The organism is Streptomyces sp. NPDC088725 (genome assembly GCF_044751305.1).
In the GTDB taxonomy this organism is placed as follows: domain Bacteria; phylum Actinomycetota; class Actinomycetes; order Streptomycetales; family Streptomycetaceae; genus Streptomyces.
Genome location: NZ_JBIVLO010000007.1, coordinates 207077 through 232826 on the forward strand (window position 1 = coordinate 207077; position 25750 = coordinate 232826).

General features: G+C 70.3%; 21 protein-coding genes. 9 read left to right on the forward strand and 12 right to left on the reverse strand.

Features of this window, described 5'->3' with window-relative positions; all coding sequences use genetic code 11:
• Nucleotides 1-10: 10 nt before the first annotated feature.
• From iolD to iolC, 4 genes are read right to left on the reverse strand one after another with little or no spacing between them, the layout of a single operon-like run.
• Complete coding sequence (iolD, locus tag ACIP6N_RS19625; RefSeq protein ID WP_401817117.1) at nt 11-1915, reverse strand: 3D-(3,5/4)-trihydroxycyclohexane-1,2-dione acylhydrolase (decyclizing); 1905 nt, start codon at nt 1913-1915, stop codon at nt 11-13.
• Entirely contained in the window at nt 1912-2814 is a 903-nt protein-coding gene (iolB, locus tag ACIP6N_RS19630; protein WP_401817119.1) for a 5-deoxy-glucuronate isomerase, read from the reverse strand. Before iolB ends, iolD begins: the two co-directional genes overlap by 4 nt.
• 57 nt (nt 2815-2871) lie before the next feature.
• Nucleotides 2872-3753 carry a deoxyribose-phosphate aldolase gene (locus ACIP6N_RS19635; RefSeq protein ID WP_401817120.1) on the reverse strand — a complete coding sequence of 294 codons (882 nt, stop codon included), beginning with the start codon at nt 3751-3753 and terminating at the stop codon, nt 2872-2874.
• Nucleotides 3750-4847, reverse strand: coding sequence for a 5-dehydro-2-deoxygluconokinase (iolC, locus tag ACIP6N_RS19640; RefSeq protein WP_401817122.1), 1098 nt, complete (start codon nt 4845-4847; stop codon nt 3750-3752). Before iolC ends, ACIP6N_RS19635 begins: the two co-directional genes overlap by 4 nt.
• Before the next feature lie 131 nt (nt 4848-4978).
• Between iolC and ACIP6N_RS19645 the strand changes: the two genes are divergently transcribed.
• The 4 genes from ACIP6N_RS19645 (at nt 4979) to ACIP6N_RS19660 (ending at nt 9458) form a co-directional block, all read left to right on the forward strand.
• A complete protein-coding gene (locus ACIP6N_RS19645; protein ID WP_401817124.1) occupies nt 4979-5890 on the forward strand; it encodes a sugar phosphate isomerase/epimerase family protein in 912 nt (303 codons plus the stop codon).
• A 406-nt stretch (nt 5891-6296) separates the two neighbouring features.
• Entirely contained in the window at nt 6297-6494 is a 198-nt protein-coding gene (locus tag ACIP6N_RS19650; RefSeq protein ID WP_401817125.1) for a helix-turn-helix transcriptional regulator, read from the forward strand.
• Between the two features lie 182 nt (nt 6495-6676).
• On the forward strand, nt 6677-6928 hold the full coding sequence (locus tag ACIP6N_RS19655; RefSeq protein WP_401817126.1) for a heavy-metal-associated domain-containing protein: 252 nt from the start codon (nt 6677-6679) through the stop codon (nt 6926-6928).
• 73 nt (nt 6929-7001) lie between these two features.
• Nucleotides 7002-9458 carry a heavy metal translocating P-type ATPase gene (locus ACIP6N_RS19660; protein WP_401817127.1) on the forward strand — a complete coding sequence of 819 codons (2457 nt, stop codon included), beginning with the start codon at nt 7002-7004 and terminating at the stop codon, nt 9456-9458.
• A 416-nt stretch (nt 9459-9874) separates the two neighbouring features.
• On the opposite strand, the gene ACIP6N_RS19665 is transcribed toward ACIP6N_RS19660, so the two are convergent.
• Both ACIP6N_RS19665 and ACIP6N_RS19670 read right to left on the reverse strand, forming a co-directional pair.
• Nucleotides 9875-11188 (reverse strand): citrate synthase, encoded by a 1314-nt coding sequence (locus ACIP6N_RS19665; protein ID WP_401817128.1) that lies wholly within the window; start codon nt 11186-11188, stop codon nt 9875-9877.
• A 121-nt stretch (nt 11189-11309) separates the two neighbouring features.
• Nucleotides 11310-13547 carry an ATP-dependent RecD-like DNA helicase gene (locus ACIP6N_RS19670; RefSeq protein ID WP_401817130.1) on the reverse strand — a complete coding sequence of 746 codons (2238 nt, stop codon included), beginning with the start codon at nt 13545-13547 and terminating at the stop codon, nt 11310-11312.
• A gap of 245 nt (nt 13548-13792) precedes the next feature.
• Here ACIP6N_RS19670 and ACIP6N_RS19675 point away from each other — a divergent pair, with 245 nt between their 5' ends.
• Entirely contained in the window at nt 13793-14851 is a 1059-nt protein-coding gene (locus ACIP6N_RS19675; RefSeq protein ID WP_401817131.1) for a protein kinase family protein, read from the forward strand.
• 166 nt (nt 14852-15017) lie between these two features.
• Here the strand turns inward: ACIP6N_RS19675 and ACIP6N_RS19680 are convergent, their stop codons facing one another.
• Complete coding sequence (locus ACIP6N_RS19680) at nt 15018-16370, reverse strand: MFS transporter (protein ID WP_401817132.1); 1353 nt, start codon at nt 16368-16370, stop codon at nt 15018-15020.
• A gap of 70 nt (nt 16371-16440) precedes the next feature.
• Between ACIP6N_RS19680 and ACIP6N_RS19685 the strand changes: the two genes are divergently transcribed.
• Nucleotides 16441-17493, forward strand: coding sequence for a GlxA family transcriptional regulator (locus ACIP6N_RS19685; RefSeq protein WP_401817133.1), 1053 nt, complete (start codon nt 16441-16443; stop codon nt 17491-17493).
• An 82-nt stretch (nt 17494-17575) separates the two neighbouring features.
• Here the strand turns inward: ACIP6N_RS19685 and ACIP6N_RS19690 are convergent, their stop codons facing one another.
• From ACIP6N_RS19690 to ACIP6N_RS19700, 3 genes are read right to left on the reverse strand one after another with little or no spacing between them, the layout of a single operon-like run.
• Entirely contained in the window at nt 17576-18430 is an 855-nt protein-coding gene (locus ACIP6N_RS19690; RefSeq protein WP_401817396.1) for a sugar phosphate isomerase/epimerase family protein, read from the reverse strand.
• A 14-nt stretch (nt 18431-18444) separates the two neighbouring features.
• Nucleotides 18445-19605: a dihydrodipicolinate synthase family protein gene (locus ACIP6N_RS19695; RefSeq protein WP_401817134.1), complete on the reverse strand. Its 1161-nt coding sequence runs from the start codon at nt 19603-19605 to the stop codon at nt 18445-18447.
• On the reverse strand, nt 19602-20753 hold the full coding sequence (locus tag ACIP6N_RS19700) for a Gfo/Idh/MocA family protein (RefSeq protein ID WP_401817135.1): 1152 nt from the start codon (nt 20751-20753) through the stop codon (nt 19602-19604). The genes ACIP6N_RS19695 and ACIP6N_RS19700 overlap by 4 nt, the downstream gene beginning before the upstream one ends.
• Before the next feature lie 160 nt (nt 20754-20913).
• Here ACIP6N_RS19700 and ACIP6N_RS19705 point away from each other — a divergent pair, with 160 nt between their 5' ends.
• The 3 genes from ACIP6N_RS19705 (at nt 20914) to ACIP6N_RS19715 (ending at nt 23422) form a co-directional block, all read left to right on the forward strand.
• On the forward strand, nt 20914-21990 hold the full coding sequence (locus tag ACIP6N_RS19705) for a LacI family DNA-binding transcriptional regulator (protein ID WP_401817136.1): 1077 nt from the start codon (nt 20914-20916) through the stop codon (nt 21988-21990).
• Between the two features lie 303 nt (nt 21991-22293).
• Nucleotides 22294-23085, forward strand: coding sequence for a sugar phosphate isomerase/epimerase family protein (locus tag ACIP6N_RS19710; RefSeq protein ID WP_401817137.1), 792 nt, complete (start codon nt 22294-22296; stop codon nt 23083-23085).
• Between the two features lie 97 nt (nt 23086-23182).
• Complete coding sequence (locus tag ACIP6N_RS19715; protein WP_401817139.1) at nt 23183-23422, forward strand: hypothetical protein; 240 nt, start codon at nt 23183-23185, stop codon at nt 23420-23422.
• Nucleotides 23423-23926: 504 nt separating this feature from the next.
• On the opposite strand, the gene ACIP6N_RS19720 is transcribed toward ACIP6N_RS19715, so the two are convergent.
• A complete protein-coding gene (locus ACIP6N_RS19720; protein WP_401817140.1) occupies nt 23927-25252 on the reverse strand; it encodes an MFS transporter in 1326 nt (441 codons plus the stop codon).
• 276 nt (nt 25253-25528) lie between these two features.
• Complete coding sequence (locus ACIP6N_RS19725; RefSeq protein ID WP_401817141.1) at nt 25529-25732, reverse strand: DUF397 domain-containing protein; 204 nt, start codon at nt 25730-25732, stop codon at nt 25529-25531.
• Between the last annotated feature and the right edge of the window lie 18 nt (nt 25733-25750).

A 25750-nucleotide genomic window follows, 5' to 3' on the forward strand; every position in this document is an offset into this window, starting at 1 on the left:
GCGTGCTCCTTCACAGATGACGTCGGCGGGCCCTGACGTGCCGTTCGTACTCCTCACGGGCCTTGACCGCGGGCGTGCGGGTCGCGATCTCGGCCACGGGCACATCCCACCACGCCTGGGCCGGAGGGATGCCTGACATTGTGGCTGCCGTTTCGGTCTCCACATAGACGCAGGTGGGCCCCTCGGCCGAACGCGCCTGCGCGCAGGCTTCCTTGAGGTCACGGAAGGTCTTGGCGCGGATCACCCGCATTCCGAGGGACGCCGCGTTGGCCGCGAGGTCGACGGGGAGCGGGGCGCCGGTGTACGTGCCGTCGTCTGCCCGGAAACGGTAGGCGGTGCCGAAGCCCTCCGAGCCGACCGACGCGGAGAGGCCGCCGATGGAGGCGTAGCCGTGGTTCTGGAGGAGCACGATCTTCAGCGGCAGCCGCTCCTGGACGGCGGTGACGATTTCGGTGGGGTTCATGAGGTACGTCCCGTCACCGACCAGCGCCCAGACCGGCCGTCCCGGGGCCGCGAGCATGACGCCGATCGCGGCGGGGATCTCGTAGCCCATGCACGAGTAGCCGTATTCGACGTGGTACTGGTCGCGGGAGCGCGTCCGCCACAGTTTGTGCAGGTCGCCGGGGAGCGATCCGGCCGCGTTGATGACGATGTCCTCGTCGGTGACGAGCGCGTCGAGTACACCGAGGACCTGGGCCTGGGTGGGGTGGAGCAGTTCCTCGTCAGTGCCGAAGGCGGCCTCCACGCGGTCTTCCCAACGCTCCTTGTCGTCCCGGTACTCGGTCGCGTACGCGGCTGCCACGCGGTGGTCTCCGACGCCCGCGGCCAGGCCTTCCAGGGCGGTACGGGCGTCCGCGACCAACGGGTCGGCGGCGAGCTTGTGGGCGTCGAAGCCGGTGATGTTGATGTTCAGGAAGTGGACGGACGGGTGGGTGAACAGCGTGGCCGACGCGGTGGAGAAGTCCGACCAGCGGGTGCCGACGCCGATCACCAGGTCGGCGGTGCGGGCCAGTTCGTCGGCGGTGGCGGTGCCGGTGTGGCCGATGCCGCCGACGTCGCAGGGGTGGTCGTGCGGCAGCGAGCCCTTGCCCGCCTGCGTGGAGGCGACCGGGATACCCGTCGTCTCCGCGAACGCGGCGAGCACGTCCTCGGCCGCGCTGTGGTGCACACCGCCGCCCGCGACGAGCAGGGGGCGGCGGGCTTCGCGTACGAGCCTGACCGCTTCGGCCAGTTCGTACGGATCGGGCGTCTGACGGCGGATCCGCCAGACGCGCTCGGCGAAGAACTCCTCCGGCCAGTCGAACGCTTCCGTCTGTACGTCCTGGGGCAGCGCGAGCGTGACGGCCCCGGTCTCCGCGGGATCGCTGAGTACCCGCATCGCGGCCAGCGCGGCGGGGATCAGCGCCTCGGGGCGCGTGACGCGGTCGAAATACCTGGAGACCGGCCGCAGCGCGTCGTTGACCGAGACGTCGCCCGCGGAAGGGACTTCGAGCTGTTGGAGGACGGGGTCGGCGGGGCGGGTGGCAAAGATGTCGCCGGGGAGCAGCAACACCGGCAGGCGGTTGATGGTGGCAAGAGCCGCGCCGGTCACGAGATTGGTGGCGCCGGGGCCGATGGAGCTGGTCACGGCGTGCGTGGAGAGGCGGTTGCTCTGGCGGGCGTAGCCGACGGCGGCATGCACCATGGCCTGTTCGTTGCGTCCCTGCAAGTACCTCATGTCGGAACCGGATTCGACAAGGGCTTGTCCGATGCCCGCCACGTTTCCGTGGCCGAAGATGCCCCACGTGGCGTTGATCAAACGCTGCCTGTGGCCGTCCCGCTCGGTGTACTGGCGGGAGAGGAACGTGATCAGCGCCTGAGCGACGGTAAGACGCCGCGTGGACGTACCCGTACCGGTACCCGTACTCGTGCTCATCGGGGGCCCTCCTCGGCTCCGTACAACGGCAGTCGGGGATCCACGGACTGTCCGGGCCAGGTGTCCCTGATCCAGCCGTGGTCGGGGTGGTCCCGGATCAGCCACTCCCGCGTCTCCCCCGGTCCCGCCATTACATTGAGGTAGTACATGTCACGGCCGGGCGCAGCGATGGACGGGCCGTGCCAGCCGTCGGGGATCAGGACCGTGTCACCCGTACGGACCTCCGCGAGTACGTCCGTACCACCGGGGCGTGACGGCGAGACCCGGTGGTAGCCGAGGCCGCCGCCGTCGATCTCGAAGTAGTAGATCTCCTCCAGCTCGGCTTCCACGCCCGGTTCGTGCTCGTCGTGTTTGTGCGGCGGGTACGAGGACCAGTTGCCGCCCGGGGTCAGTACCTCGACCGCGATCAGCCGGTCGCAGTCGAAGACCCCGGCGGCGGCGAAGTTGTTGACCTGGCGCGAGCAGCCCCCCGCGCCGCGCAGTTCGACCGGTACCTCCGGCGCGGGACCGTAGCGAGCGGGGAGTCGTCGCTCGCACTTCGCTCCTGCCAGGGCGAAGCGGCCCCCCGCGCCGGAGGCGATCTGGGCATGGACGTCGCGCGGGAGGTACGCGAAGTCCGTGACTCCGCTGAACACGCTTTCCCTGCCCAGCAGTTCAAAGAAATTACCCTGCGTCCGCACCGTGCAACCGCCGTTCAGCGGAAGCACGATCCACTCGCTGTCCCCGGTGTCCAGTACATGACTTCCACCGGCCGGCAGCTCCAGCACGCGCAGCGCGCTGTGCGTCCAGCCGGCCTGTTCCGGATCGATGTCGAGGGCGTACGGGCCGTTCGCGGCGCTGCCCGCCGGGACGTACCGCCGGGCGCTCGTGCCGTCACTGGTGTCGTGGTCGGTGGTCATGAGGATTCCGTACCCCCTGGAGCAGTCCTACGCGGTCTGGAGCAGTCCTACGGCGGTCTAGAGCAGCCCTACGGCGGTGTCCACGGCCCCGGCCACGTCTCCGTCGACCGGGTACAGCAGCGAGCGCCCCACCACGAGCCCCTGCACGGTGGGCAGGTGCAGCGCCTTGCGCCATTTCTCGTACGCCCCCTCCTGGTCGTCCCCGATCTCACCGCCGAGCAGCACGGCCGGGAGGGTCGAGGCCTCCATGACCCGCGCCATGTCGTCGGGGTTCTGGGTGACGGGGACTTTCAGCCAGGTGTAGGCGGAGGTGCCGGCCAGTCCCGAGGCTATGGCGATGGAACGTGTCACGGCCTCCGCGCTGAGGTCGGTGCCGAGCCGTCCGCCGACGCGGTGGCAGATGAACGGCTCCACGAACACCGGGAGCCGGCGCTCGGCCATCGCGTCGATGGCGCGGGCGGCGGAGTGCAGGGTGGCGAGCGAACCGGGGTCCTCGTAGTCGATACGGAGCAGCAGCTTGCCCGCGTCGAACCCGAGCCTGGCCAGGTCCTGGGGGCGGTGGCCCGTGAAGCGGTCGTCCATCTCGAAGGTGGCGCCCGCGAGGCCGCCGCGGTTCATCGAGCCCATGACGACGCGGTCTTCGAGGGCGCCGAGCAGGAGGAGGTCGTCGAGGATGTCGGCGGTGGCCAGTACGCCGTCCACGCCGGGGCGCGAGAGGGCGAGGCAGAGCCGTTCCAGCAGATCGAGGCGGTTGGCCATGGCGAGGCGCCGGTCGCCGACGGCGAGCGAGCCGCGGGCCGGGTGGTCGGCCGCGATGATCATCAGCCGGCCGGTGGGGCGCAGCAGCGGCCTGCGGGCGCGGCGGGCGGCCGCCTCTGCGACGGCTTCGGGGTGGCGCGTACGCAGCCGGACCAGCTCGGTGATGTCGACGCGGCTCACCGGACGGCTCCGGGGGCGGGTGGCGCGTTCTCGGCCGCCACGGAGACCTGGTCGTGCGCCGGGGCGGGGTCCTGTGCGGGGACGGGGTCCTGTGCGGGGACGGGCCCGCCCGCCAGCACCTGGCCGACCTCGCCGTCGTACGGCATCGCGGAGGAGCAGGCCAGGCGCGCCGCGACGATGGCCCCCGCCGCGTTCGCGTACCGCATCGCGCGCTTCAGGTCCCAGCCGGAGAGCAGGGCGTGGCAGAGGGCGCCGCCGAACGCGTCCCCCGCGCCGAGTCCGTTGACGACCTCGACGGGGACGGGCGGCACCTCGGCGCGGGTGCCGTCGCGGTGGACGGCGAGGACGCCCTTGGGACCCTGTTTGACGACGGCCAGCTCGACCCCGGCCGCGAGCAGCGCCCGTGCCGCCGCGTCGGGGTCGCGCTCGCCGACGGCGACCTCGCATTCGTCGAGATTGCCGACGGCGACGGTCGCGTGCCGCAGGGCTCGCGCGTACTGCTCGCGCGGGTCCGTCTCCTCACGCGCGTCCGGGCTGTCCGTGCCTTTGCTGCTGTCCGTGCCGTCAGGCCAGAACATCGGCCGCCAGTCGAGGTCGAAGACCGTGATACCGGAGCGGTCGCGCGCCTCCAGCGCCGCGTGCGTCGCCGAGCGGCTGGGCTCCGCGCACAGTCCCGTGCCGGTCATCCAGAAGATCCGCGCGGCCCTGATCGCGTCCAGGTCCAGTTCGTGCGGGTGGATCTCCAGGTCGGGGGCCTTGGGGCGGCGGTAGAAGTACAGCGGGAAGTTGTCGGGCGGGAAGACCTCGCAGAAGGTGACCGGCGTGGGGTACCGCTCGACGGCCGTCACCCAGCGGTCGTCCACCTCGAACGCGCGCAGCGCCTGGTGCAGATAGTCCCCGAAGGGGTCCTGCCCCGTACGGGTGATGACCGCGGTGCGGTGGCCGAGCCTGGCGGAGGCCACCGCCACGTTGGTGGCCGAGCCGCCGAGGAACTTGCCGAACGTGTCGGCCTGCGCGAGCGGGACGCCGGTCCGCAGCGGATAGAGGTCCACGCCGATCCGGCCCATGGTGATCACGTCGTACGGCTCAGGCATACGTGTCCCCTTCGCTTCTCGCGCGGCCAACCTCAGGTCTAATGCTCCCGCCGGAACCCTGTCAATGTTTTGTCCTGACATTCGGACGAACCCCTTGACACTGTTTCCGCGCGGCCGGAAGGCTGACCGGTATGACCTCTTCCGTACCCACACTGAACCGCATCCGGGTCGGGTCGGCCCCTGATTCCTGGGGCGTCTGGTTCCCCGACGACCCGCAGCAGGTCCCCTGGCGGCGCTTCCTCGACGAGGTGGCGGAGGCCGGATACGAGTGGATCGAGCTGGGCCCGTACGGCTACCTCCCGTCCGATCCGGCCGTGCTGGGCGAGGAGACCGCGAGGCGCGGGCTGAAGGTCTCCGCCGGGACGGTCTTCACCGGGCTGCATCACGGACCGGCCGTCTGGGAGGAGACCTGGGCGCACGTGGCCCGCATCGCCGCGCTCACCCAGGCCATGGGGGCGGATCAACTGGTCGTCATCCCGTCGTTCTGGCGCGACGACAAGACGGGCGAGGTGCTGGAGGACCGTACGCTCACGCCCGCCCAGTGGCGCGATCTGACCAGCCAGACCGAGCGGCTGGGCCGCGAGGTGCGGGACAGGTTCGGGCTGCGCATCGTCGTCCATCCGCACGCCGACACACATGTGGACACCGAGGCGAACGTCAGCCGCTTCCTCGACGCCACCGACCCCGAACTGGTCTCGCTGTGCCTGGACACCGGCCATTACGCCTATTGCGGCGGCGACAGCGTCAAGCTGATCGAGACGTACGGGGAACGGATCGGCTACCTCCACCTCAAGCAGGTGGATCCGGAGATCCTGGCCGGGGTCATCGCCGAAGAGGTGCCGTTCGGGCCCGCGGTGGGGCGCGGCGTGATGTGCGAGCCGCCGGGCGGGATCCCGGCGCTGGGGCCCGTCCTGGAGGCGGCGGGGCGGCTGGATGTGGATCTTTTCGCCATCGTGGAGCAGGACATGTATCCGTGTCCGCCCGACAAGCCATTCCCGATCGCGGAACGCACGCGTCGCTTCCTGCGGAGCTGCGGGGCCTGACCGCTGCGGCGCCCGCCCTCTGCGGCGCCTGACCTCGCGGGGCCTGACCTCGCGGGGCCTGACCTCGCGGGGCCTGACCTCGCGGAGCCTTGCTCAGCGGCGCCCGACCTCGCGGAGCCTTGCTCAGCGGCGCCCGACCTGCGGCGCCGGAACTCGACGTCGTCATAGGGACGCGTACAACTGGCGCGGTGGCGCCACACGTGGCACATCCGCGACAGAAGTTCCCTTTCCGTTACACATATCTCCATTACGCGGGTTTTCCGTCACAAGGGAGCGACAGGCGCACCCAGTTGCTCACTCCGCGTCGTTCAACGGGCACGGGCTGAACGATCGCCGGCATCCCGCCGCAGCTCCACCGACGGCCAACGGGCCGACGCTGCGGCGGGCGCGAGGAGGTGCGCCACTTATGACGGACACAGGACTCTGGTCCTACAAGGAGATCGCGGCACACATCAGGGTGCAGCCGGACACCGTCCGCTCCTATCGCAAACACGGACTGCTTCCGCAGCCCGATCACGTGGAGAACGGCAAGCCCTATTGGTACGCGGACACCGTCCGTACCTGGGTGGCCAACCGGCCGGGCAACAGAGGCAACAGGAACTGACCCCTCGCCTCGCCCCTCCACGTATTCACACAGACCACTCCCGTTCGCGCGGCATGCTCCTGCGCGCGCGAACCGCCCCTGTTCACACGGATCGGGGGGCGAGGCCCCCAGGGCTACGTTTTCATACCCCCTAGGGGTAAGGTTTCCGGTGAAGCTCACAGACCGCCGAACAGGAGACCGCCATGACCGCAGAGACGAAGAGCGAGACCGCGCAGTCCACGCAGACCACCACCGTCTACCAGGTCACCGGTATGACGTGCGGCCACTGCGAAGGCGCCGTCTCCGGCGAGATCTCCGGGATCGCGGGTGTCACCTCGGTGCGCGCGGTGGCCGGCACCGGCCAGGTGACGGTCGTCTCCGCGGCTCCGCTGGACGACGCGGCCGTACGCGCCGCCGTGGACGAGGCGGGGTACGAGCTGGTCGGGCAGGCCTGATCGCCACCCCTCCGAGAGAAATCCGCACGATCGACACGCTGCCGATCGATCGACACCCCCTCCGGAGCGAGACATGACCAGCAGCACCGCGACCGACGACCCGGCGACCGACGTGCCGCCGATGGAGATCTCCCAGGTGGAGCTGACCATCGGCGGGATGACGTGCGCTTCCTGCGCCGCCCGGGTCGAGAAGAAGCTCAACCGCATGGAAGGGGTCAGCGCCACCGTCAACTACGCGACGGAGAAGGCGAAGGTCTCGTACCCGGAGGGGGTGCGGGTCGCGGATCTGATCGAGACCGTGACCCGGACCGGCTACACCGCCACAGAACCGCCGCCGCCCGCCCCCGAACCACCGGCCGGCGGCTCGGAGACCCCCGGACAGGGCCAGGAGGGCCGACCGGGCGACCAAGCCCCCGATCCGGAACTGGCCTCGCTGCGGCAGCGACTGTACGTCTCGGCCGTACTCGCGGCGCCCGTGGTGCTGCTGGCCATGGTTCCCGCGTGGCAGTTCAATAACTGGCAGTGGCTCTCCCTGACGCTCGCCGCGCCCGTGGTCATCTGGGGCGGACTCCCCTTCCACCGCGCCACCTGGACCAATCTCCGGCACGGCGCCGCCACGATGGACACGCTCGTCTCCGTCGGCACACTCGCCGCCTTCGGCTGGTCCCTGTGGGCGCTGTTCTTCGGCGACGCCGGCATGGCGGGAATGCGCCACGGCTTCGACTTCGTCACACCGGGCACGGGCGGCTCCTCGACCATCTACCTCGAAGTCGCCGCCGGCGTCGTGACCTTCCTCCTGCTCGGGCGCTACCTGGAAGCGCGGGCGAAACGGAAGGCGGGCACCGCCCTGCGGGCGCTGCTCCAGCTCGGCGCCAAGGACGTGGCCGTTCTGCGCGGCGGTACGGAGACCCGTATCCCGATCGGCCAACTCGCCGCCGGGGACCGCTTCGTCGTACGCCCCGGGGAGAAGATCGCCACGGACGGCACCGTGACCGAGGGCTCCTCCGCCGTCGACGCGTCGATGCTCACCGGCGAGTCCGTGCCGGTGGAGGTGACCGCGGGCGACCAGGTCACGGGCGCCACGCTCAACACGTCCGGCCGGCTCGTCGTGGAGGCCACGCGCGTCGGCTCGGACACCCAGCTCGCCCGCATGGCGCGCATGGTGGAGGACGCCCAGAACGGCAAGGCCGAGGCGCAGCGCCTCGCCGACCGGATCTCGGCGGTCTTCGTACCGGCCGTGCTGATCATCGCCGTGGGGACGCTGCTCGGCTGGCTGTTGGTGACCGGTGTGCCGATCGCCGCCTTCACGGCCGCCGTCGCCGTACTGATCATCGCCTGCCCGTGCGCCCTGGGGCTGGCCACACCCACCGCCCTCATGGTCGGCACCGGGCGCGGCGCGCAGCTGGGCATTCTGATCAAGGGGCCCGGGGTCCTGGAGTCCACCCGGCGCGTCGACACGATCGTCCTCGACAAGACGGGCACGGTCACCACGGGCCGGATGACGCTCCAGGCCGTACGTGCGGCCGAGGGGACCGGCGAACGGCAGCTGCTGCGTCTCGCGGGCGCCCTGGAGCACGCCTCCGAGCACCCCGTCGCCCGCGCCATCGCCGAGGGCGCCACCGAGCGGGTCGGCGCGCTTCCCGTACCGGAGAGCTTCGAGAACGTACCCGGGCTCGGGGTCCGGGGCGTCGTGGACGGGCACACCGTGCTCGTCGGCCGGACACCGCTGCTCCTGGCCGCGGGCGTGGCCGCCGCCGGCCCCGGAGGCGGCGAGGATCCGGTTGCCGGTACTGCGGCCGAAGCGACCGGCAACGTGGCCGCCAACGCGACCGCCCACGGGACCTCCAACGTGAGCGCCGACGTGACGAGCGGTGCCACTACGGGCGCACAGGCCCTCAGCGGGCCCTCTGGGGCCCTCGCGGACGCCGGGGCACCGCGGGGCCGGACAGCCGTCTCCGTGGCCTGGGACGGGCGGATGCGGGGCGTCCTGGAAGTCGCCGACGCGGTGAAGGACAGCAGCCCCGAGGCGATCGGTCGGCTGCGGGCCCTCGGGCTCACTCCGATCCTGCTCACCGGCGACAACGAGGCCGTCGCCGCGTCCGTCGCCGCCGCCGTCGGGATCCATGAGGTCATCGCCGAGGTCATGCCCGAGGACAAGATCGCCGTCATCAGGCGTCTCCAGGCGGAAGGCCGGACGGTCGCCATGGTCGGAGACGGCGTCAACGACGCGGGAGCGCTCGCCCAGGCCGACCTCGGCCTCGCCATGGGCACCGGCACCGACGCCGCCATCGAGGCCGCCGATCTCACGCTGGTGAGCGGCGACCTCAACACCGCCGCGGACGCCATCCGCCTCGCCCGCCGCACCCTCGCGATCATCAAGGGAAATCTTTTCTGGGCCTTCGGCTACAACGTGGCGGCCCTGCCGCTCGCGGCGGCCGGATTGCTCAACCCCATGATCGCAGGCGCCGCTATGGCGTTCTCCTCTGTTTTCGTGGTAACAAACTCTCTGCGCCTACGTTCCTTCACATGACGCACAAGTCCTTCACAAAGAGACCTAGATCACATAGATTTAGGGGTAACCATTAGGACAGTGCGTGTGTCTAAGTGGACGATGCAGGAGGACGTCTTGGGGGACGTTCGACGGCATGTCGCGGGATGTCTTGGGGGACATCTCAGACAAGCGAATTGACCGGGGCACGTGCATCGGGGAGCTTTGAGCGGCCCTCCCGTGCGTACGTACCCCGGTCAGACCGCACGAAGACCTCTGCTGGCAACAGCAGATGCCCGGCCCGGATCCCGTGGGGGGAATCCGCTCCGGGGAAATGGAAAGCGCCCCGTTCGTCAACCCGTGGGGGGATTGGCGGCGGGGCGCTTTTCCGCTTCTCAGGACCTTGATCCTGTACGGAGCACTGCGCGTGTGAAGACCAGCGAGCCTCGGCCGAGAGCTCAGCGGCCCTCGACCGGTACGAAGTCACGCAGGACCTCGCCGGTGTAGATCTGCCGGGGGCGGCCGATGCGGGAGCCGGGCTCCTTGATCATCTCGTGCCACTGCGCGATCCAGCCGGGCAGCCGGCCGAGCGCAAAGAGCACGGTGAACATCTCGGTCGGGAAGCCCATGGCGCGGTAGATCAGGCCGGTGTAGAAGTCGACGTTCGGGTAGAGCTTGCGCTCCACGAAGTAGTCGTCGGCCAGCGCGTGCTCTTCGAGCTTGAGCGCGATGTCCAGCAGCTCGTCGGACTTGCCGAGGGCCGAGAGGACGTCGTGCGCGGCGGCCTTGATGATCTTCGCCCGGGGGTCGAAGTTCTTGTAGACGCGGTGCCCGAAGCCCATGAGCTTCACGCCGTCTTCCTTGTTCTTCACCTTGCGGATGAAGGAGTCGACGTCGCCGCCGGAAGCCTGGATGCCTTCCAGCATCTCCAGCACCGACTGGTTGGCACCACCGTGCAGCGGGCCCCAGAGGGCGCTGATACCGGCGGAGATCGAAGCGAACATGTTCGCCTGCGAGGAACCGACCAGGCGCACGGTGGACGTCGAGCAGTTCTGCTCGTGGTCCGCGTGCAGGATGAACAGCTTGTCGAGAGCGGACACCACGACGGGGTCGGGCTCGTACTCCTGCGCGGGGACCGAGAAGGTCATCCGCAGGAAGTTCTCCACGTACCCGAGGTCGTTGCGCGGGTAGACGAAGGGGTGGCCGATCGACTTCTTGTACGCGTACGCCGCGATCGTCGGCAGCTTGGCGAGCAGCCGGATCGTGGAGAGGTTGCGCTGCTTCTCGTCGAACGGGTTGTGGCTGTCCTGGTAGAACGTGGACAGCGCGCTGACCACGGACGACAGCATCGCCATCGGGTGCGCGTCACGCGGGAAGCCGTCGTAGAACCGCTTGACGTCCTCGTGCAGCAGCGTGTGCTGAGTCATCTCGTTCTTGAACGAGGCCAGCTCGTCGACGGTCGGAAGCTCACCGTTGATCAGCAGGTACGCCACCTCGACGAAGCTGGACCCTTCGGCCAGCTGCTCGATGGGGTAACCGCGGTAGCGGAGGATGCCCTCTTCGCCGTCGAGGTAGGTGATCCCGGACTTGTAGGCGGCCGTGTTGCCGTACCCGCTGTCCAGCGTCACCAGGCCGGTCTGAGCTCGGAGCTTCCCGATGTCGAAGCCCATGTCGCCGACGGTGCTGTTGATCACCGGATAGGTGTACTCGCCGTCGCCGTACCGCAGTACTACCGCGTCGTTGTCGCGTTTCTCGCTCACGTCATCCCTCACCGACGTAGTGCCTCTTCTTCGAGGTGCCCTGACTGTCTCTACCATCCCCCATTTGGCTCAGGAGAGTGCACTCGGGGTCGGCCATTAGGCCTTTTGGCGGCACTCAGTGCCGCCAACCCGCTCATCCTGCCCCCTTCGCCCCGGTTCCGGAAGTCCCGGACAGCCGGTGATCGAGCGCGGTGAAGCGCCTGCCCGCCGAGACGGTGCGGACCGCCTGTCCGATCGCCCTGCGCGAGCCCACCAGTACGACGAGCTTCTTGGCGCGGGTGACGGCCGTGTACAGCAGGTTGCGCTGAAGCATCATCCAGGCTCCCGTGGTCACCGGAATGACCACGGCGGGGTACTCGCTGCCCTGGGAGCGGTGGATCGTCACGGCGTACGCGTGCGTCAGCTCGTCCAGCTCGTCGAAGTCGTACGGCACCTCCTCGTCCTCGTCCGTCAGCACCGTCAGCTGCTGGTCGTCCAGGCTGAGCGCGGTGACCACGCCGACCGTGCCATTGAAGACCCCGTTGGCCCCTTTGTCATAATTGTTCCTGATCTGAGTCACTTTATCCCCGACGCGGAAGACCCGGCCGCCGAGCCGCTTCTCGGGAAGCTCGGGTCTCGCCGGGGTGATCGCCTGCTGGAGCAGGCCGTTGAGCGTGCCGGCGCCCGCCGGGCCGCGGTGCATCGGCGCCAGGACCTGGACGTCACGGCGGGGATCCAGGCCGAATTTGGCGGGGATCCGCCGCGCCGCGACATCGACGGCCAGCAGCCCCGCGTCCTCCGTCTCGTCCTCCACGAAGAGGAAGAAGTCGGAGAGGCCCTGGGTGATGGGGTGCACTCCGGAGTTGATGCGGTGCGCGTTGGTGACCACGCCGGACTGCTGGGCCTGCCGGAAGATCCGGGTGAGCCTGACGCGCGGCACGGGTCCTTGCTCAGCGAGCAGATCACGCAGCACCTCGCCGGCCCCGACCGAGGGCAGTTGGTCGACATCGCCGACCAGCAGCAGATGCGCGCCCGGCGCGACCGCCTTGGCCAGTTTGTTGGCCAGCAGCAGGTCCAGCATCGACGCCTCGTCCACCACCACCAGATCCGCGTCGAGCGGCCGGTCCTTGTCGTACGCCGCGTCCCCGCCCGGTTTCAGCTCCAGCAGCCGGTGCACCGTAGACGCCTCGGCGCCCGTCAGCTCGGCGAGCCGCTTGGCCGCCCGCCCGGTGGGCGCGGCCAGCACCACCTTGGCCTTCCTGGCCCGCGCCAGCTCCACGATCGAGCGGACCGTGAAGGACTTCCCGCAGCCGGGTCCGCCGGTCAGGACCGCGACCTTCTCGGTGAGCGCGAGCCGGACCGCCTGCTCCTGCTCGGGCGCCAGCTCCGCGCCCGTACGGTCCGCGAGCCAGGCCAGCGCCTTGTCCCAGGCCACGTCCTGGAAGACCGGCATCCTGTCCTCGTCCGCCCGCAGCAGCCTCCGCACCTGCCCGGCCAGGGACAGCTCCGCACGGTGGAAGGGCACCAGATAGATCGCCGTGACGGCCTCCCCGCCGTCCGGCCCCGGCACCGTCTCCCGTACGACCCCCTCCTCTTCCGCGGCCAGCTCGGCCAGGCACTCGATGACCAGCCCCGTGTCCACCTGGAGGAGCTTCACGGAGTCCGAGATCAGCTGCTCCTCCGGCAGGAAGCAGTGGCCCTGGTCGGTGGACTGGGAGAGGGCGTACTGGAGGCCCGCCTTGACCCGCTCCGGGCTGTCGTGCGGAATGCCGACCGCCTGGGCGATCCGGTCGGCGGTGAGGAACCCGATGCCCCAGACGTCGGCCGCCAGGCGATACGGCTCGTTCCTGACCACCGAGATCGAGGCATCGCCGTACTTCTTGTAGATCCGCACGGCGATGGAGGTGGAGACGCCCACGCCCTGGAGGAAGATCATCACTTCCTTGATGACCTTCTGCTCCTCCCAGGCGGTGGCGATCATCTTCGTCCGCTTGGGCCCGAGCCCCGCCACCTCCACCAGGCGCTTGGGCTCCTCCTCGATGATGTCGAGGGTGTCCAGCCCGAAATGCTCCACGATCCGGTCGGCCATCACCGGACCGATGCCCTTGATCAGACCGGAACCGAGATAGCGCCGGATGCCCTGGATCGTGGCGGGCAGAATCGTCGTGTAATTGTCCACCGTGAACTGCTTGCCGAACTGGGGATGCGTGCCCCAGCGGCCCTCCATGCGCAGCGACTCCCCGGGCTGCGCGCCGAGCAACGCACCGACCACGGTGAGGAGATCGCCACCGCGGCCCGTGTCGACGCGCGCGACCGTGTAGCCGTTCTCCTCATTGGCGTACGTGATGCGCTCGAGAACGGCTTCGAGCACCGCGGGAGTTGGATTGGACATGATCCGACGCTACCGCCCGGCTCCGACAGCGCGAGCAGCCTGTGGACAACGGCCTCTCCACAGCACCAGCCCTGTGGACAACCACCGAATGACGCCGGCCCGTGGCGTAGCGTGCCCGGCGCCGACTCCGCCGCTCTCCTCGTCGCGCTTCATCTACAGTGCGGAGGCAGCGGCAGGTGGACACTCGCGGGCATGGCGGAAACGAGGTCGGCATTCCCATGCAGGTAGCGGTCGAGCACCCGGACATGTCAGAAGACGCACGCCTGGCTGCCTACAGCGCTGTCTCCACAGCACTCGCCCTGCGAAGTGATCTCCAACTGGGCGAGCTTGTGGACGCCGCCGTCCCGCTCGACTCCGGTATCGGCGGGAAGTCCGCGCTGCTGGAGGTCGACGGGAAGCCGGTCTTCGTGAAGCGGGTGCCGCTCACGGACATGGAGCGGCTGCCGGAGCACGTACGGTCCACTGCCAACCTGTTCGGGCTTCCCACCCACTGCCAGTACGGCGTCGGTGGGCCCGGTTTCGGGACGTGGCGGGAGCTGGCCGTTCACACCATGACGACGAACTGGGTGCTCGCGGGGCAGTACCAAGGTTTTCCGATGATGTACCACTGGCGCGTGCTGCCGGACACGACCCCGCTTCCCGTAGAACTCGCGGACGTGGAGCGGGCCGTGGCCTATTGGGGAGGCAGGCCCGAGGTACGCCGTCGTATCGAGGCCGTTCAGCAGTCCTCCGCGAGCCTGGCGCTGTTCCTGGAGTACATCCCCCAGACGCTCCACGAGTGGTTCACCGAGCAGGTACGGACTGATGAAGAATCCGCCGACCGGGCTTGTTCCCTGGTGGAGTGCGAGCTGGAGACGGGCACGTCCTTCATGAACGCGCGCGGGCTCCTGCACTTCGACGCCCATTTCCAGAACATCCTGACCGACGGCCGACGCCTCTACTTCACCGACTACGGCCTCGCACTCTCCTCCCGCTTCGAGCTGTCACCGTCCGAGGCCGGCTTCTTCGAACGGCACAGGACCTACGATCGCTGCTACACACGCAGTTGGCTGGTGAACTGGCTGATCACGGCTCTCTACGGATACGAGCGGAAAGAACGCGAGGCACTGATTCGCGCGTGTGCGGAAGGCGCGGAGCCGCCGGACGGACCGCGAGAGGCCAGGGCGATCCTCTCCCGCCACGCACTGCTCGCCACGGTGATGACGGACTTCTACGGCAAGATCCAGGACGAGGACAGGGAGACCCCGTACCCGCTGAAGGCGCTGCGCCGGGCCCTCGATGCGGACAGGTCACGCCGTAGCTGAGCAGGGGACCGCAGGACGGCTGAACGCAACGCCCAACGACCGCGTCGCGAGCCGACAGGGGGCCCGGTCCGCCGGACCGGGCCCCACGTACTCCCCTCCCCATGTCAAAGCTCTCCGATCCCCCCGGACCCCTCCCCGAGAGCTTTGATGACATGTACGACACACATCACCCCCGGATGGTTGCACGGCCCCGGTGAGTAATCTCGTCCCCGCCGGTTCGCGCCGGCCGGCGGACGGCCAGGGAGAGCAGCGCGGCCGTCGCGCACAGCGCTCCCGAGCCCGCCCACACCGGGTCGTACGTTCCCAGGGTGTCCCGTACGACTCCGCCCAGGACCGCCATCAGCCCGGCCCCCACCTGGTGGGCGGTGTTGACCCAGCCGAAGACGATGGCGCTGTCCGCGCCGTAGAACTCCCGGCTGAGCGCGATCACCGGCGGCACGGTCGCCACGTCCAGCAGTCCGAAGACGGCGGCGAACACCACAAGTGGCGTGTCCGGCGCGGCCGTCAGCAGCGACGGCAGGGCGAGAAGGGAACCACCGCGCAGGACGAAGTAACCCGCGAGCAACCGCCTCGGGTCGTAACGGTCGGTGAGCCAGCCGGAGGCGATGGTGCCCGCGACGTTGAAGATCCCGATCAGCGCGAGCAGCGAGGACGCGGCCGTCGCGGGCATGCCGTGGTCGTGGGCGGCGGGCGTGAAGTGGCTCCACATCACGCCGTTGGTCGAGGCTCCGCAGACCGCGAAGACCCCGGCGAGCAGCCAGAAGGGCCCGGTACGCGCGGTGTCGAGCAGCACCCGGACGGCACGTGCCCCCGCTCCGGGCACGGGTGCCGGACGCGGCACGAACCGCGCGCCACCGTACGGCCTCAGCCCGGCGTCCGCCGGATGATCCCGCAGCAACAGGCCCACCAGCGGTACGAGTACGAGTCCGGCGAGCGCCACGGTCACCAACGCGGGGCGCCAGCCGTGCCGTTCGGTCAGCCAGGAGAGCGCGGGCAGGACGGCGAACTGCCCGAAGACCCCGGCGGCGGTCAGGATGCCCGTGACCAGCCCGCGCCTGCGCACGAACCAGCGTTGCGCGACGGTCGCGGCGAAGGTCATAGCGGTGGCACCGCTGCCGAGGCCGACGAGCAGCCCCCAGCAGAGGACGAACTGCCAGGCGGCGGTCATGACGGTGGTGAGCAACGAGCCGGCCGCGACGGCCGTCAGGGCGGCGGCCGCGATCCGGCGGATGCCGAAACGGTCCATGAGCGCCGCCGCGAACGGGGCGGTCACGCCGTACAGCACCATGTTGGCCGAGACAGCGACGCCGATCGTGGAGCGCGACCAGCCGAAGGTGCCGTGCAGCGGGTCGGTCAGCACTCCGGAGAGGGTCGTGACGGTGCCGGCCGCGACGATCGCCAGTGCGGCCACGGTGACGACCCACCAGGCGCGGTGTATGCGAGTTGGCCCTGCTTCGGAGCAGGTTGGCCCTGCTTCGGGGTGGGTTGGCTGTCCGCTCGGGTGAGGTATCCGGTCCATGGGTCGACCGTGCGCCGATCGTGCGCGTCGATCGAGTTGCCCGATGGCCAGGAGCGGAAAGGTTCGGGCCATGACCGCTTCTGCCGAAACCGGCGCTCCCTGCGCTCCCGTCGATTCACCGCGCGGCTTTCCCGATGCCTCTCCCCACCGCCACCGGGTCGCCGTGCTGGTGCGTCCCGGGCTGCTTCAGATGGAACTCGGCATCGTGCACCAGCTGTTCGGGCAGGCCGCGTCCATGTCGGGCGATCCGCTCTACTCCGTACTGACCTGCACGCCCGCGCCCGGAGCCGTACGGACGGACGGCGATGTCACCGTGAACGTGCGCCACGGAACGGAGTTGCTCGGCGAAGCGGACACCGTGATCGTCCCGACCTCCGACGAGGACTACACCCCGGAGGACGGGCGGCTCAGCCCGCCCCTCGCCGCCGCCCTCGCCCGGATCAGACCCGGCACCCGGATCGCGTCCATCTGTACGGGCGCGTTCGTGCTCGCGGCGGCCGGGGTGCTCAAGGGGAAGAGGGCGACCACGCATTGGAAGTCCTGCGACCGGTTCCGCGAGCTGCATCCTGACGTACGGCTCGATCCCGATGTCCTCTACACGGAGGACGGAGACGTGCTCACCTCGGCGGGTGTCGCCTCCGGCATCGACCTGTGCCTGCACATGATCCGCGGCGATCACGGAGTGGCGGTGGCGAACGCCGTTGCCCGTACGACCGTCGTACCGCCCCACCGCGACGGCGGCCAGGCACAGTACATCCGCCGCCCCGTCCCCGAACCGACGGTCTCCTCGACCGGCGCGGCGCGCGCCTGGGCGCTCGACCACCTGGAACGGCCCATACAGCTGAGGGAGTTGGCAGAATTGGAGTCGATGAGCGTACGAACGTTCACCCGCCGCTTCCGCGAAGAGGTCGGCCTCTCCCCCGCCCAGTGGCTGATCCGGCAGCGTGTGGAGCGGGCCCGGCAGTTGCTGGAGGAGAGCGACCTGCCCATCGACCGGGTCGCCGCCAACGCGGGCTTCGGCACGGCCGTTTCGCTGCGCCATCACCTCCAGGCGGCGACCGGGGTGACGCCGACGGCGTACCGCAGAACGTTCCGGGGCGGGGAGGGCGGCCGCACCGCATGACGCGCGTGGCCGGGCCGTCCGCAGGGCTGTGCTCTGCGGACGGCCCGGCCACGGCCCCCGAATGCTCCCCAAGCCCGCGCTTTCAGAGCGCGTGCGTCACGTAGCGCCGCGCCACCTCGGTGAGCAGTTCCACGCCGTCGCGCGCCCACAACTCGTCGTTGAACAGCTCGACCTCGATCGGCCCCGTGAAGCCGGTCGCGTCCACCCGCTCCCGCCACTCCCGCACGTCGACCGCCCCGTCGCCGATCAGGCCGCGACCGTTCAGCACTCCGGCCGGCAACGGCGTGATCCAGTCGGCCAGTTGGAAGGAGTGGATCCGGCCGCCCGCGCCCGCCCGCGCGACGGCCGCCGGAGCCCGGTCGTCCCACCAGATGTGGTACGTGTCCACGACCACGCCGACCTGCTCGGCCGGGAAACGCTCCGCCAGTTCGAGCGCCTGGTCGAGGGTGGAGACGACACAGCGGTCGGACGCGAACATCGGGTGCAGCGGCTCGATCGCGAGGCGCACGCCCCGCTCGCCCGCGTACGGGGCGAGTTCGGCCAGCGCGTCGGCGATCCGCTCGCGGGCGGCGGGCAGGTCCTTGCTGCCCGCCGGGAGGCCGCCGGAGACCAGCACCAGCGTGTCCGTGCCCAGCGTCACGGCCTCGTCGATCGCCGCCCGGTTGTCGGCCAGCGCCACCGCCCGCTGATCCTTGTCGATCGCGGTCAGGAACCCGCCGCGGCAGAGCGTCGTGACGGCGAGCCCGGCCTCGCGTACGAGCTTGGCCGCGGCCTCCACTCCGTACGCCCGCACCGGCTCGCGCCACAGTCCGATGCCCGGTACGCCGAGCCGCACGCACGCCTCGGTCAGTTCGGGCAGGGACAGCTGCTTGACCGTCATCTGGTTGATGCTGAACCGGTTCAGCCTGCCGGTGAGTTCGCTCCGGTCGCTGTTCATTTCACCGCGTTCGCTCACGAGTTCACTCCGTACACGTCGAGCAGGGACGCCATCCTGGCCTCGGCGACCGCCGGATCCGGGAACAGGCCGAGACCGTCCGCCAGTTCGTACGCCCGGGCCAGATGCGGCAGCGAACGCGCCGACTGGAGACCGCCGACCATCGCGAAGTGGTCCTGGTGTCCGGCCAGCCAGGCGAGGAAGACGACGCCCGTCTTGTAGAAGCGGGTGGGCGTCTGGAAGAGGTGGCGGGACAACTCGACGGTCGGGTCGAGGAGTTGCCTGAAGCCCTTCTGATCGCCGGTGTCCAGCACCCGCACGGCCTCCGCGGCCAGCGGACCCAGCGGGTCGAAGATGCCGAGCAGCGCGTGGCTGAAGCCGCGCTCGTCCCCGGCGATCAACTCTGGGTAGTTGAAGTCGTCGCCGGTGTAACAGCGCACGCCCTTGGGCAGTCGGCGGCGCAGATCGATCTCGCGCTGGGCGTCCAACAGCGAGATCTTGATGCCGTCGATCTTGTCCGGGTGCTCGGAGATGACCTGGAGGAACGTCTCGGTGGCCGCGTCGAGGTCCGCGCTGCCCCAGTAACCGCCGAGCGCCGGGTCGAACATCGGTCCCAGCCAGTGCAGGACGACCGGTTCGCTCGCCTGCCGCAACAGGTGGGCGTAGACGGCGAGATAGTCGTCGGGCGTGGTGGCGGCAGCGGCCAGGGCGCGGGAGGCCATCAGGATGGCCTGCGATCCCGTCTCCTCGACGAGCGCCAGCTGCTCCTCGTACGCGGCGCGCACCTCGGCCAAGGTGTGTGTTCCGGGTGCCAGTTGGTCGGTGCCGACGCCGCACGCGATCCGGCCGCCGACGGCCTTCGCCTCCGCCGCCGAGCGCCGGATCAGCTCTGCCGCGCCCGTCCAGTCCAGGCCCATGCCGCGCTGCGCGGTGTCCATGGCCTCCGCCACGCCGAGGCCGTGCGACCAGAGGTGACGGCGGAAGGCGAGCGTGGCGTCCCAGTCGATCGCGGCGGGCGCGTCGGGGCTGGTGTCGGCGTACGGATCGGCGACGACATGCGCCGCGGAGAAGACCGTGCGGGAAGCGAGCGGCGCGTTGCCGGCGGTGAACCGCGCGGGTTCGGCGCGTGGGGTGTACGTCCTCAACACGCCTCCGGGAGAAGGGAGTCGCAGGGTCACAGGCTCAGCTCCGGTACGTCGAAACGGCGGCCCTCCGCCGACGAGCGCAGGCCCAGCTCGGCCAGCTGAACCCCGCGCGCGCCCGCGAGCAGATCCCACTGGTAGGGCTCACCGAGGGCGACATGGCGCAGGAACAGCTCCCACTGCGCCTTGAAACCGTTGTCGAACTCGGCGTTGTCGGGAACTTCCTGCCACTGGTCGCGGAAGGACTCGGTGGCGGGCAGGTCAGGGTTCCACACCGGCTTGGGTGTGGCGCTGCGGTGCTGGACGCGGCAGCGGCGCAGCCCGGCGACGGCGGAGCCGTGCGTACCGTCGACCTGGAACTCGACCAGCTCGTCGCGGTTGACCCGTACGGCCCAGGAGGAGTTGATCTGGGCGACCGCGCCGCCGTCCAGTTGGAAGATGCCGTACGCTGCGTCGTCGGCGGTGGCGGCGTACGGCTTGCCCTGCTCGTCCCAGCGCTGCGGGATGTGCGTGGTGATGTGCGCCTGGACGCTGGTGACACGGCCGAACAGCTCGTGCAGGACGTACTCCCAGTGCGGGAACATGTCGACGGTGATGCCGCCGCCGTCCTCGTTCCGGTAGTTCCAGGAGGGGCGTTGGGCGTCCTGCCAGTCGCCCTCGAAGACCCAGTACCCGAACTCCCCGCGTACGGAGAGGATTTCACCGAAGAAGCCGCCGTCGATGAGCCGTTTCAGCTTGAGCAGGCCCGGCAGGAAGATCTTGTCCTGGACCACGCCGTGCTTGATGCCGGCGCTCTCGGCGAGCCGCGCCAGTCCGAGGGCGCCTTCGAGGTCGGTCGCGGTGGGCTTCTCGGTGTAGATGTGTTTGCCCGCGGCGATCGCTTTCCTGATCGCCTCGACGCGGGCCGAGGTGACCTGGGCGTCGAAGTAGACCTCGACGGTCTCGTCCGCGAGTACGGCGTCGAGGTCCGTGGACCACTCGCTGAGGCCGTGGCGTTCGGCGATCTCTCTGAGGGCATGTTCACGGCGGCCGACGAGCACGGGCTCCGGCCACAGCACCTCTCCGCCGCCGAGGGCCAGTCCGCCCTGGTCACGGATCGCGAGGACGGAGCGCAGCAGGTGCTGTCGGTATCCCATCCGGCCCGTGACGCCATTCATGGCGATCCGCACTGTCCTGCGTGTCACGAAGTTCCCTCCACACAACCTCAGCAAGCGCTTTCTATAGGGTATGAAGCTAGCCTGCGACGGCGGCCGGGACAAGTACCGGGTCCCGATCCGCTCGGCTCCCACTCATCTCTCGGCCGAGACGCACCTCTCGTCTCTCACGCATCTCCGGAGGAAAGCAATGACAGTCACCCTGGCGGATGTGGCGGCCCGCGCCCGGGTGTCGCCCGCCACCGTCTCCCGCGTACTGAACGGCAACTATCCGGTCGCCGCCGCCACCCGGGCACGCGTGCTGCGGGCGGTGGACGACCTCGACTACGTACTCAACGGCCCCGCCAGCTCGCTCGCCGCCGCCACCTCCGACCTGGTGGGCATCCTCGTCAACGACATCGCCGACCCCTTCTTCGGGATCATGGCGGGCGCGGCCCAGACCGAGATCGGCGGTCACGAGGGCAGCGGCAGGGCGGGCGGCGAGAAGCTCGCCGTCGTCTGCAACACGGGCGGCTCGCCCGAGCGTGAGCTGACCTACCTGACGCTGCTCCAGCGTCAGCGGGCGGCGGCCGTGGTGCTCACCGGCGGGGCGCTCGAAGACCCGGAGCACATCGAGGCGATGGCCACGAAGCTGGCGAAACTCGCCGACGCGGGTACCCGGGTGGTGCTCTGCGGCCGGCCGCCGCTGCCGGACAGCGACGCCGTCGTGGCCTCGCTGGCGTTCGACAACCGGGGCGGCGGCAAACGCCTGACGGAGCACCTGCTCGCGCTCGGCCACCGCAGGATCGGTTACGTGGCGGGCCCGATGGAACGTACGACGACGCGCCACCGCCTCGAAGGGCACCGGGCCGCGCTGAAGGCGGCGGACGCCGGCGTGGACCTGACCGCCGACCAGGACCTGCTGACCGTCCACGGCCCGTACACCCGCCGCTCCGGATACGAGGCGACGCTGGAGCTGCTGCGCCGCGCGCCCGACCTGACGGCGGTGGTCGCGGCGAACGACACGGTGGCGCTGGGCGCGTGCGCGGCGGTACGCGACCAGGGGCTGCGGATCCCGCAGGACATCTCGGTGGCGGGCTTCGACGACCTGCCGTTCTCGGTGGACGCGGTACCGGCCCTGACGACGGTACGGCTGCCCCTGCACGAGGCGGGCGCCCGGGCGGGACGCCTGGCGATGGGTACGGAGGCGGCGCCACCCGGCGGGATCGCGACGATCGCGGCGGAGCTGATGGCACGGGCGTCGACGGCGCCGCCACGGGTGGGGTGAGGCAGGTGGGGTGAGGCAGGTGGGGTGAGGCAGGTGGGCAAGGCGGGTGCCGGTGACGGGCTCGTTCGGCCGGGGTGGGTTTCGTACGCGCTGCGGGGTACCGGAAGGTGATGTGGTGGGTGCTGGGCGACGCGGCAGCCGGAGGTCACGGTCGCTCGACGCTGAGGCCCGGCGGGGTTTCCCGGCATGACCGTGAGGACCGTCCGGCACCGTTCAACACCGCCGCCCGCACTGTTCAGCACCGCCCAACACCGTTCAGCACCGTTCAGCACCGTTCAGCACCGTTCAGGAAGGAAGCATCACGTGAAGTTCGCCTTCTCGACCCTCGGAGTACCCGGCCTGCCGATCCCCGAGGTCATCGAACTCGCCGTCGCCAACGGCTACCAGGGGGTGGAGCTGCGCGGCCACCCCGAGGAGCCCGTGCACCCCGGCATCGGGCAGCGCGAACGGGCGGCGGTCGTCGACGAGTTCAAGCGCGCGGGCATCGAGATCCTGACGGTGGCCGGGTACGCGCGGGTGGCGGACGCGAGCGTGGACGACGACGCGCTGCGCGAGGAGATGGACGGCCTGCTCTGGCTGGCGCGGGACCTGGGCGCCTCGTACATCCGCGTGTTCCCGGGCGGCGGCGGCCAGGACCGGGCGGAGTCGGACGCGACGGCCGCGCGTCGGCTGGCGGCGGCGGGAGAGGTGGCGGCGGACTTCGGCGTACGGATCCTGCTGGAGACCCACGACTCGCACCGTACGGGCGCGGACGCGGCGCGTGTCCTGGGCCCGGTGGGACACCCGCAGGTGGGCGCGCTCTGGGACGTGATGCACACCTGGCTGGGCGGCGAGGACGCGCTCACGACCCACGCGGCGCTGGGCCCGTACCTCGGCTACGTCCAGGTCAAGGACATCGCCTCGGCGGAGGACACCACGCCGCTGGCCCTGGGCGCGGGGGTGCTGCCGCTGGCGGAGTACCTGGCGCTGCTGGACGACGACAGCTGGGTGTGCTGGGAGTACGAGAAGCGCTGGTACCCGAAGGCGGCGGAACTGCCGGGACTGCTGCTGGCGGGACGGGAGTACCTGGAGGGGCTGAGCGGGAAGGTCGGGTGACGGAGCTGGGACCGGTGCGTGGGTCGGAGCGTTGCTCGGCTCGGACCTTGGCCGACAGTGCGGGTTCGGGCTGAGGGTGTCGGGGTGGGCCGGTGGGGTGGAGGGTGAACGCGGGGGCCGCCCCTCTGCCGGCTCCCAACGGCGAAGGCGCCAAGCCGTCCAGCAGGGCGGCGCCGAACTCGGCGCGGCCATGCTGGACTGCGCCGAACTCGGCAAGGCCCTCGCCGCGCACCCCGGCGACATCGAGACGGCGCTCGCCGCGTACGAGCAGGCGCTGTCCACCGCAGCGCCGGGGCGGCCGACGTCGACATCCCCGACAACACGGCCCGGCACGTGATCGACTTCTTCTCCTGAGCCGGGCAGGTCCCGGCGAACCATTGACCAGAGGCAACGCGAGACGACCTGCGGACGACATCCAGGTGAACCGGCAACCCGGACAAACCCACCTCCCTCCACAGCCGCGTAACAGCGGCAGCGCAGGGGACAACTCCCGGCCCACTCCACCGGTCAAGCCTGGTGCGTCGCACACCGATGAGGCCGCCGCCCAGTTCACTGTGGTGCCCGCGGCGGTGATCGCGGCCAGGCCCCCGGGACTCGGCCACGACCGCACCTCCGCTCTCCCGCTGGCCGGACTGACCGCCTGGCAGGCGCTGGTGCGCCAGGCGGCGACTGGCCCCCTCGGTCGCCGCTGTCCTCCCTCTCGCCGAAACCCCGGCCGCCTACGTCTCCCTCACCCGCCCGCACCGGCGCGGCAAGGTCGTCCTGCACGTGGCCTGACGGTGCGAACGGCACGACCCTGCAGGGCAGTTCGAGGCGTCGGCCGCCGGGCCCCCTTCCCTGCTCAGGGCTCGACACCGGCCGACTGAGCCTCCGACGAACGCTGTCCGGAGGCCGCGGTGGCCGCGGTCAGGGCGTGACGGCCGAACCAGGTCAGGACCGTCGTCGCGGTCAGGACGAGGACGGGGACGGTGAACCCGGCGCGCGCGCCGCCAGGACCGTCGACGAGTCGGCCGACGACGGCGGCAGAGACGGCGATGCCCGCAGCGCTCGCGGAGTTCGCCCAGGTGAACGCCTGGGTCAGGACCGACCGGTCCACGACCGACTCGATGAGCGTCGAGGAGACGATGACGCACGGAGCGACTCCCGCACCGGAGAGCATGAGAGCGAGGCCGAGTTGCCAGGGGGCGTCGGCCAGCAGCGGCAGCAGCGAGGCGCAGGCCAAGAAGGCCAGGATCAGACGGAGTTGAGCCGCAGGCGAGGTGCGTCGGCGGTGTCGGCCGTAGGCCAGACCGGCCAACAGGCTCGCGCAGCTCATCAGTCCGTACAACAGCCCGGCTTCCGCAGCGGCGTGGTGAACGTGGGCGAAGGCGCTCACCGAGACCTGCGTCGAGCCGAAGAAGACGCCCAGGGCCAGATTGGCGGCCAGCAGCGTGGCGAAGTTCCGGGTGAACAAAGCCCCCGGGCCCCGGGCAGTCCTGCGGTCCGGAGCGGACGCCGTGGCGGCCGCCGGGGCCGGGGCGGTACGACGCGACGCCGCGAACGCCAGTCCGGCACCGACGACGAGCGTTCCCGCCAGCACCGTACCTGCGGCCGGGTGCACCTGGGTCGCCATCAGCACCGCGAGCGCGGGACCGAGGAGGAAGGCGACCTCGTTGCTGATCGTTTCGAGCCCGAAGGCCGGGGTGAGTTCGGCCCTGCCGTGCAGCAGGACCGACCAGCGGGCCGCGGTGAGCGCCCCGAACTGCGGGATGGTCGCTCCGGCCGCGAGACCGGCCGCCATCAGCGGCATCGCGGAGGCTTTCGTCACGGCCAGCGCGACCAGGACGGAAATCGCTCCGGCGTGGCCGCACAGGAGCGGTACGAGGACGCGCGGCTGCCCGAAACGGTCCATGAGGCGGGCCGTCTGCGGGCCGACCAGGGTCTCCGCCACGGCGAACGAGCCCGTGACCAGCCCGGCCGCTCCGAAGGAGCCGGTCTCGGCATGGATCAGCCAGACGATGCCGAGACCGGCCATGGCCACGCCGAGCCGGGCAGGAGCCGCGGCCAGGAAGAAGGCCGCCGCGCCCGGGGTCCGCAGAGCTGAACGGTAAGAAGCGGTTCCCGCCCGAGCCCGTACGGCTCGGTGGAACTCCGGTGCGGTACGACGGAACCAGTGCCGTGCTGTCACGGCGGAACCTTCCGCTGCACGGTGGGACGGTCCGGGAGAACAACGCCTGCGTTGCGGGCGCTGCCTCCCACCGCCAGGAGTCGTCCATGGTGACGCGGACGGGACGGAACCGAAGTCCGCGTCGGCGTCGGCTCCAGCGCCAGCAGAAACGTTGAGTGCTGAGATCGAGAAATCAGGAGCGGGCAGAGAACGACACTAGCGGCGACGGCGGGCGCGGAGAAGACAGCCCGCCGACCCGAACTCAGCGAATATGAGGCTCTTTTGGGAACAGATGCGCTACACGTCGGCGCACCGGGCGAAGGCGACCAGGCCGACAAAGGCTTCGCGCGTGAGCATGAGGACGGGACCGTCGACGCTCTTGCTGTCACGGACAGGAACGACGCTGTGAGCCGCCACGAACGACGGCGACCACTCGACACAGTTGCCCTCGCCGCTGTGCGTGCTCTTGACCCAACGGGTGAGCTTCGGGGTGTGGCTCATCTGGCGTACTCCTTGGTA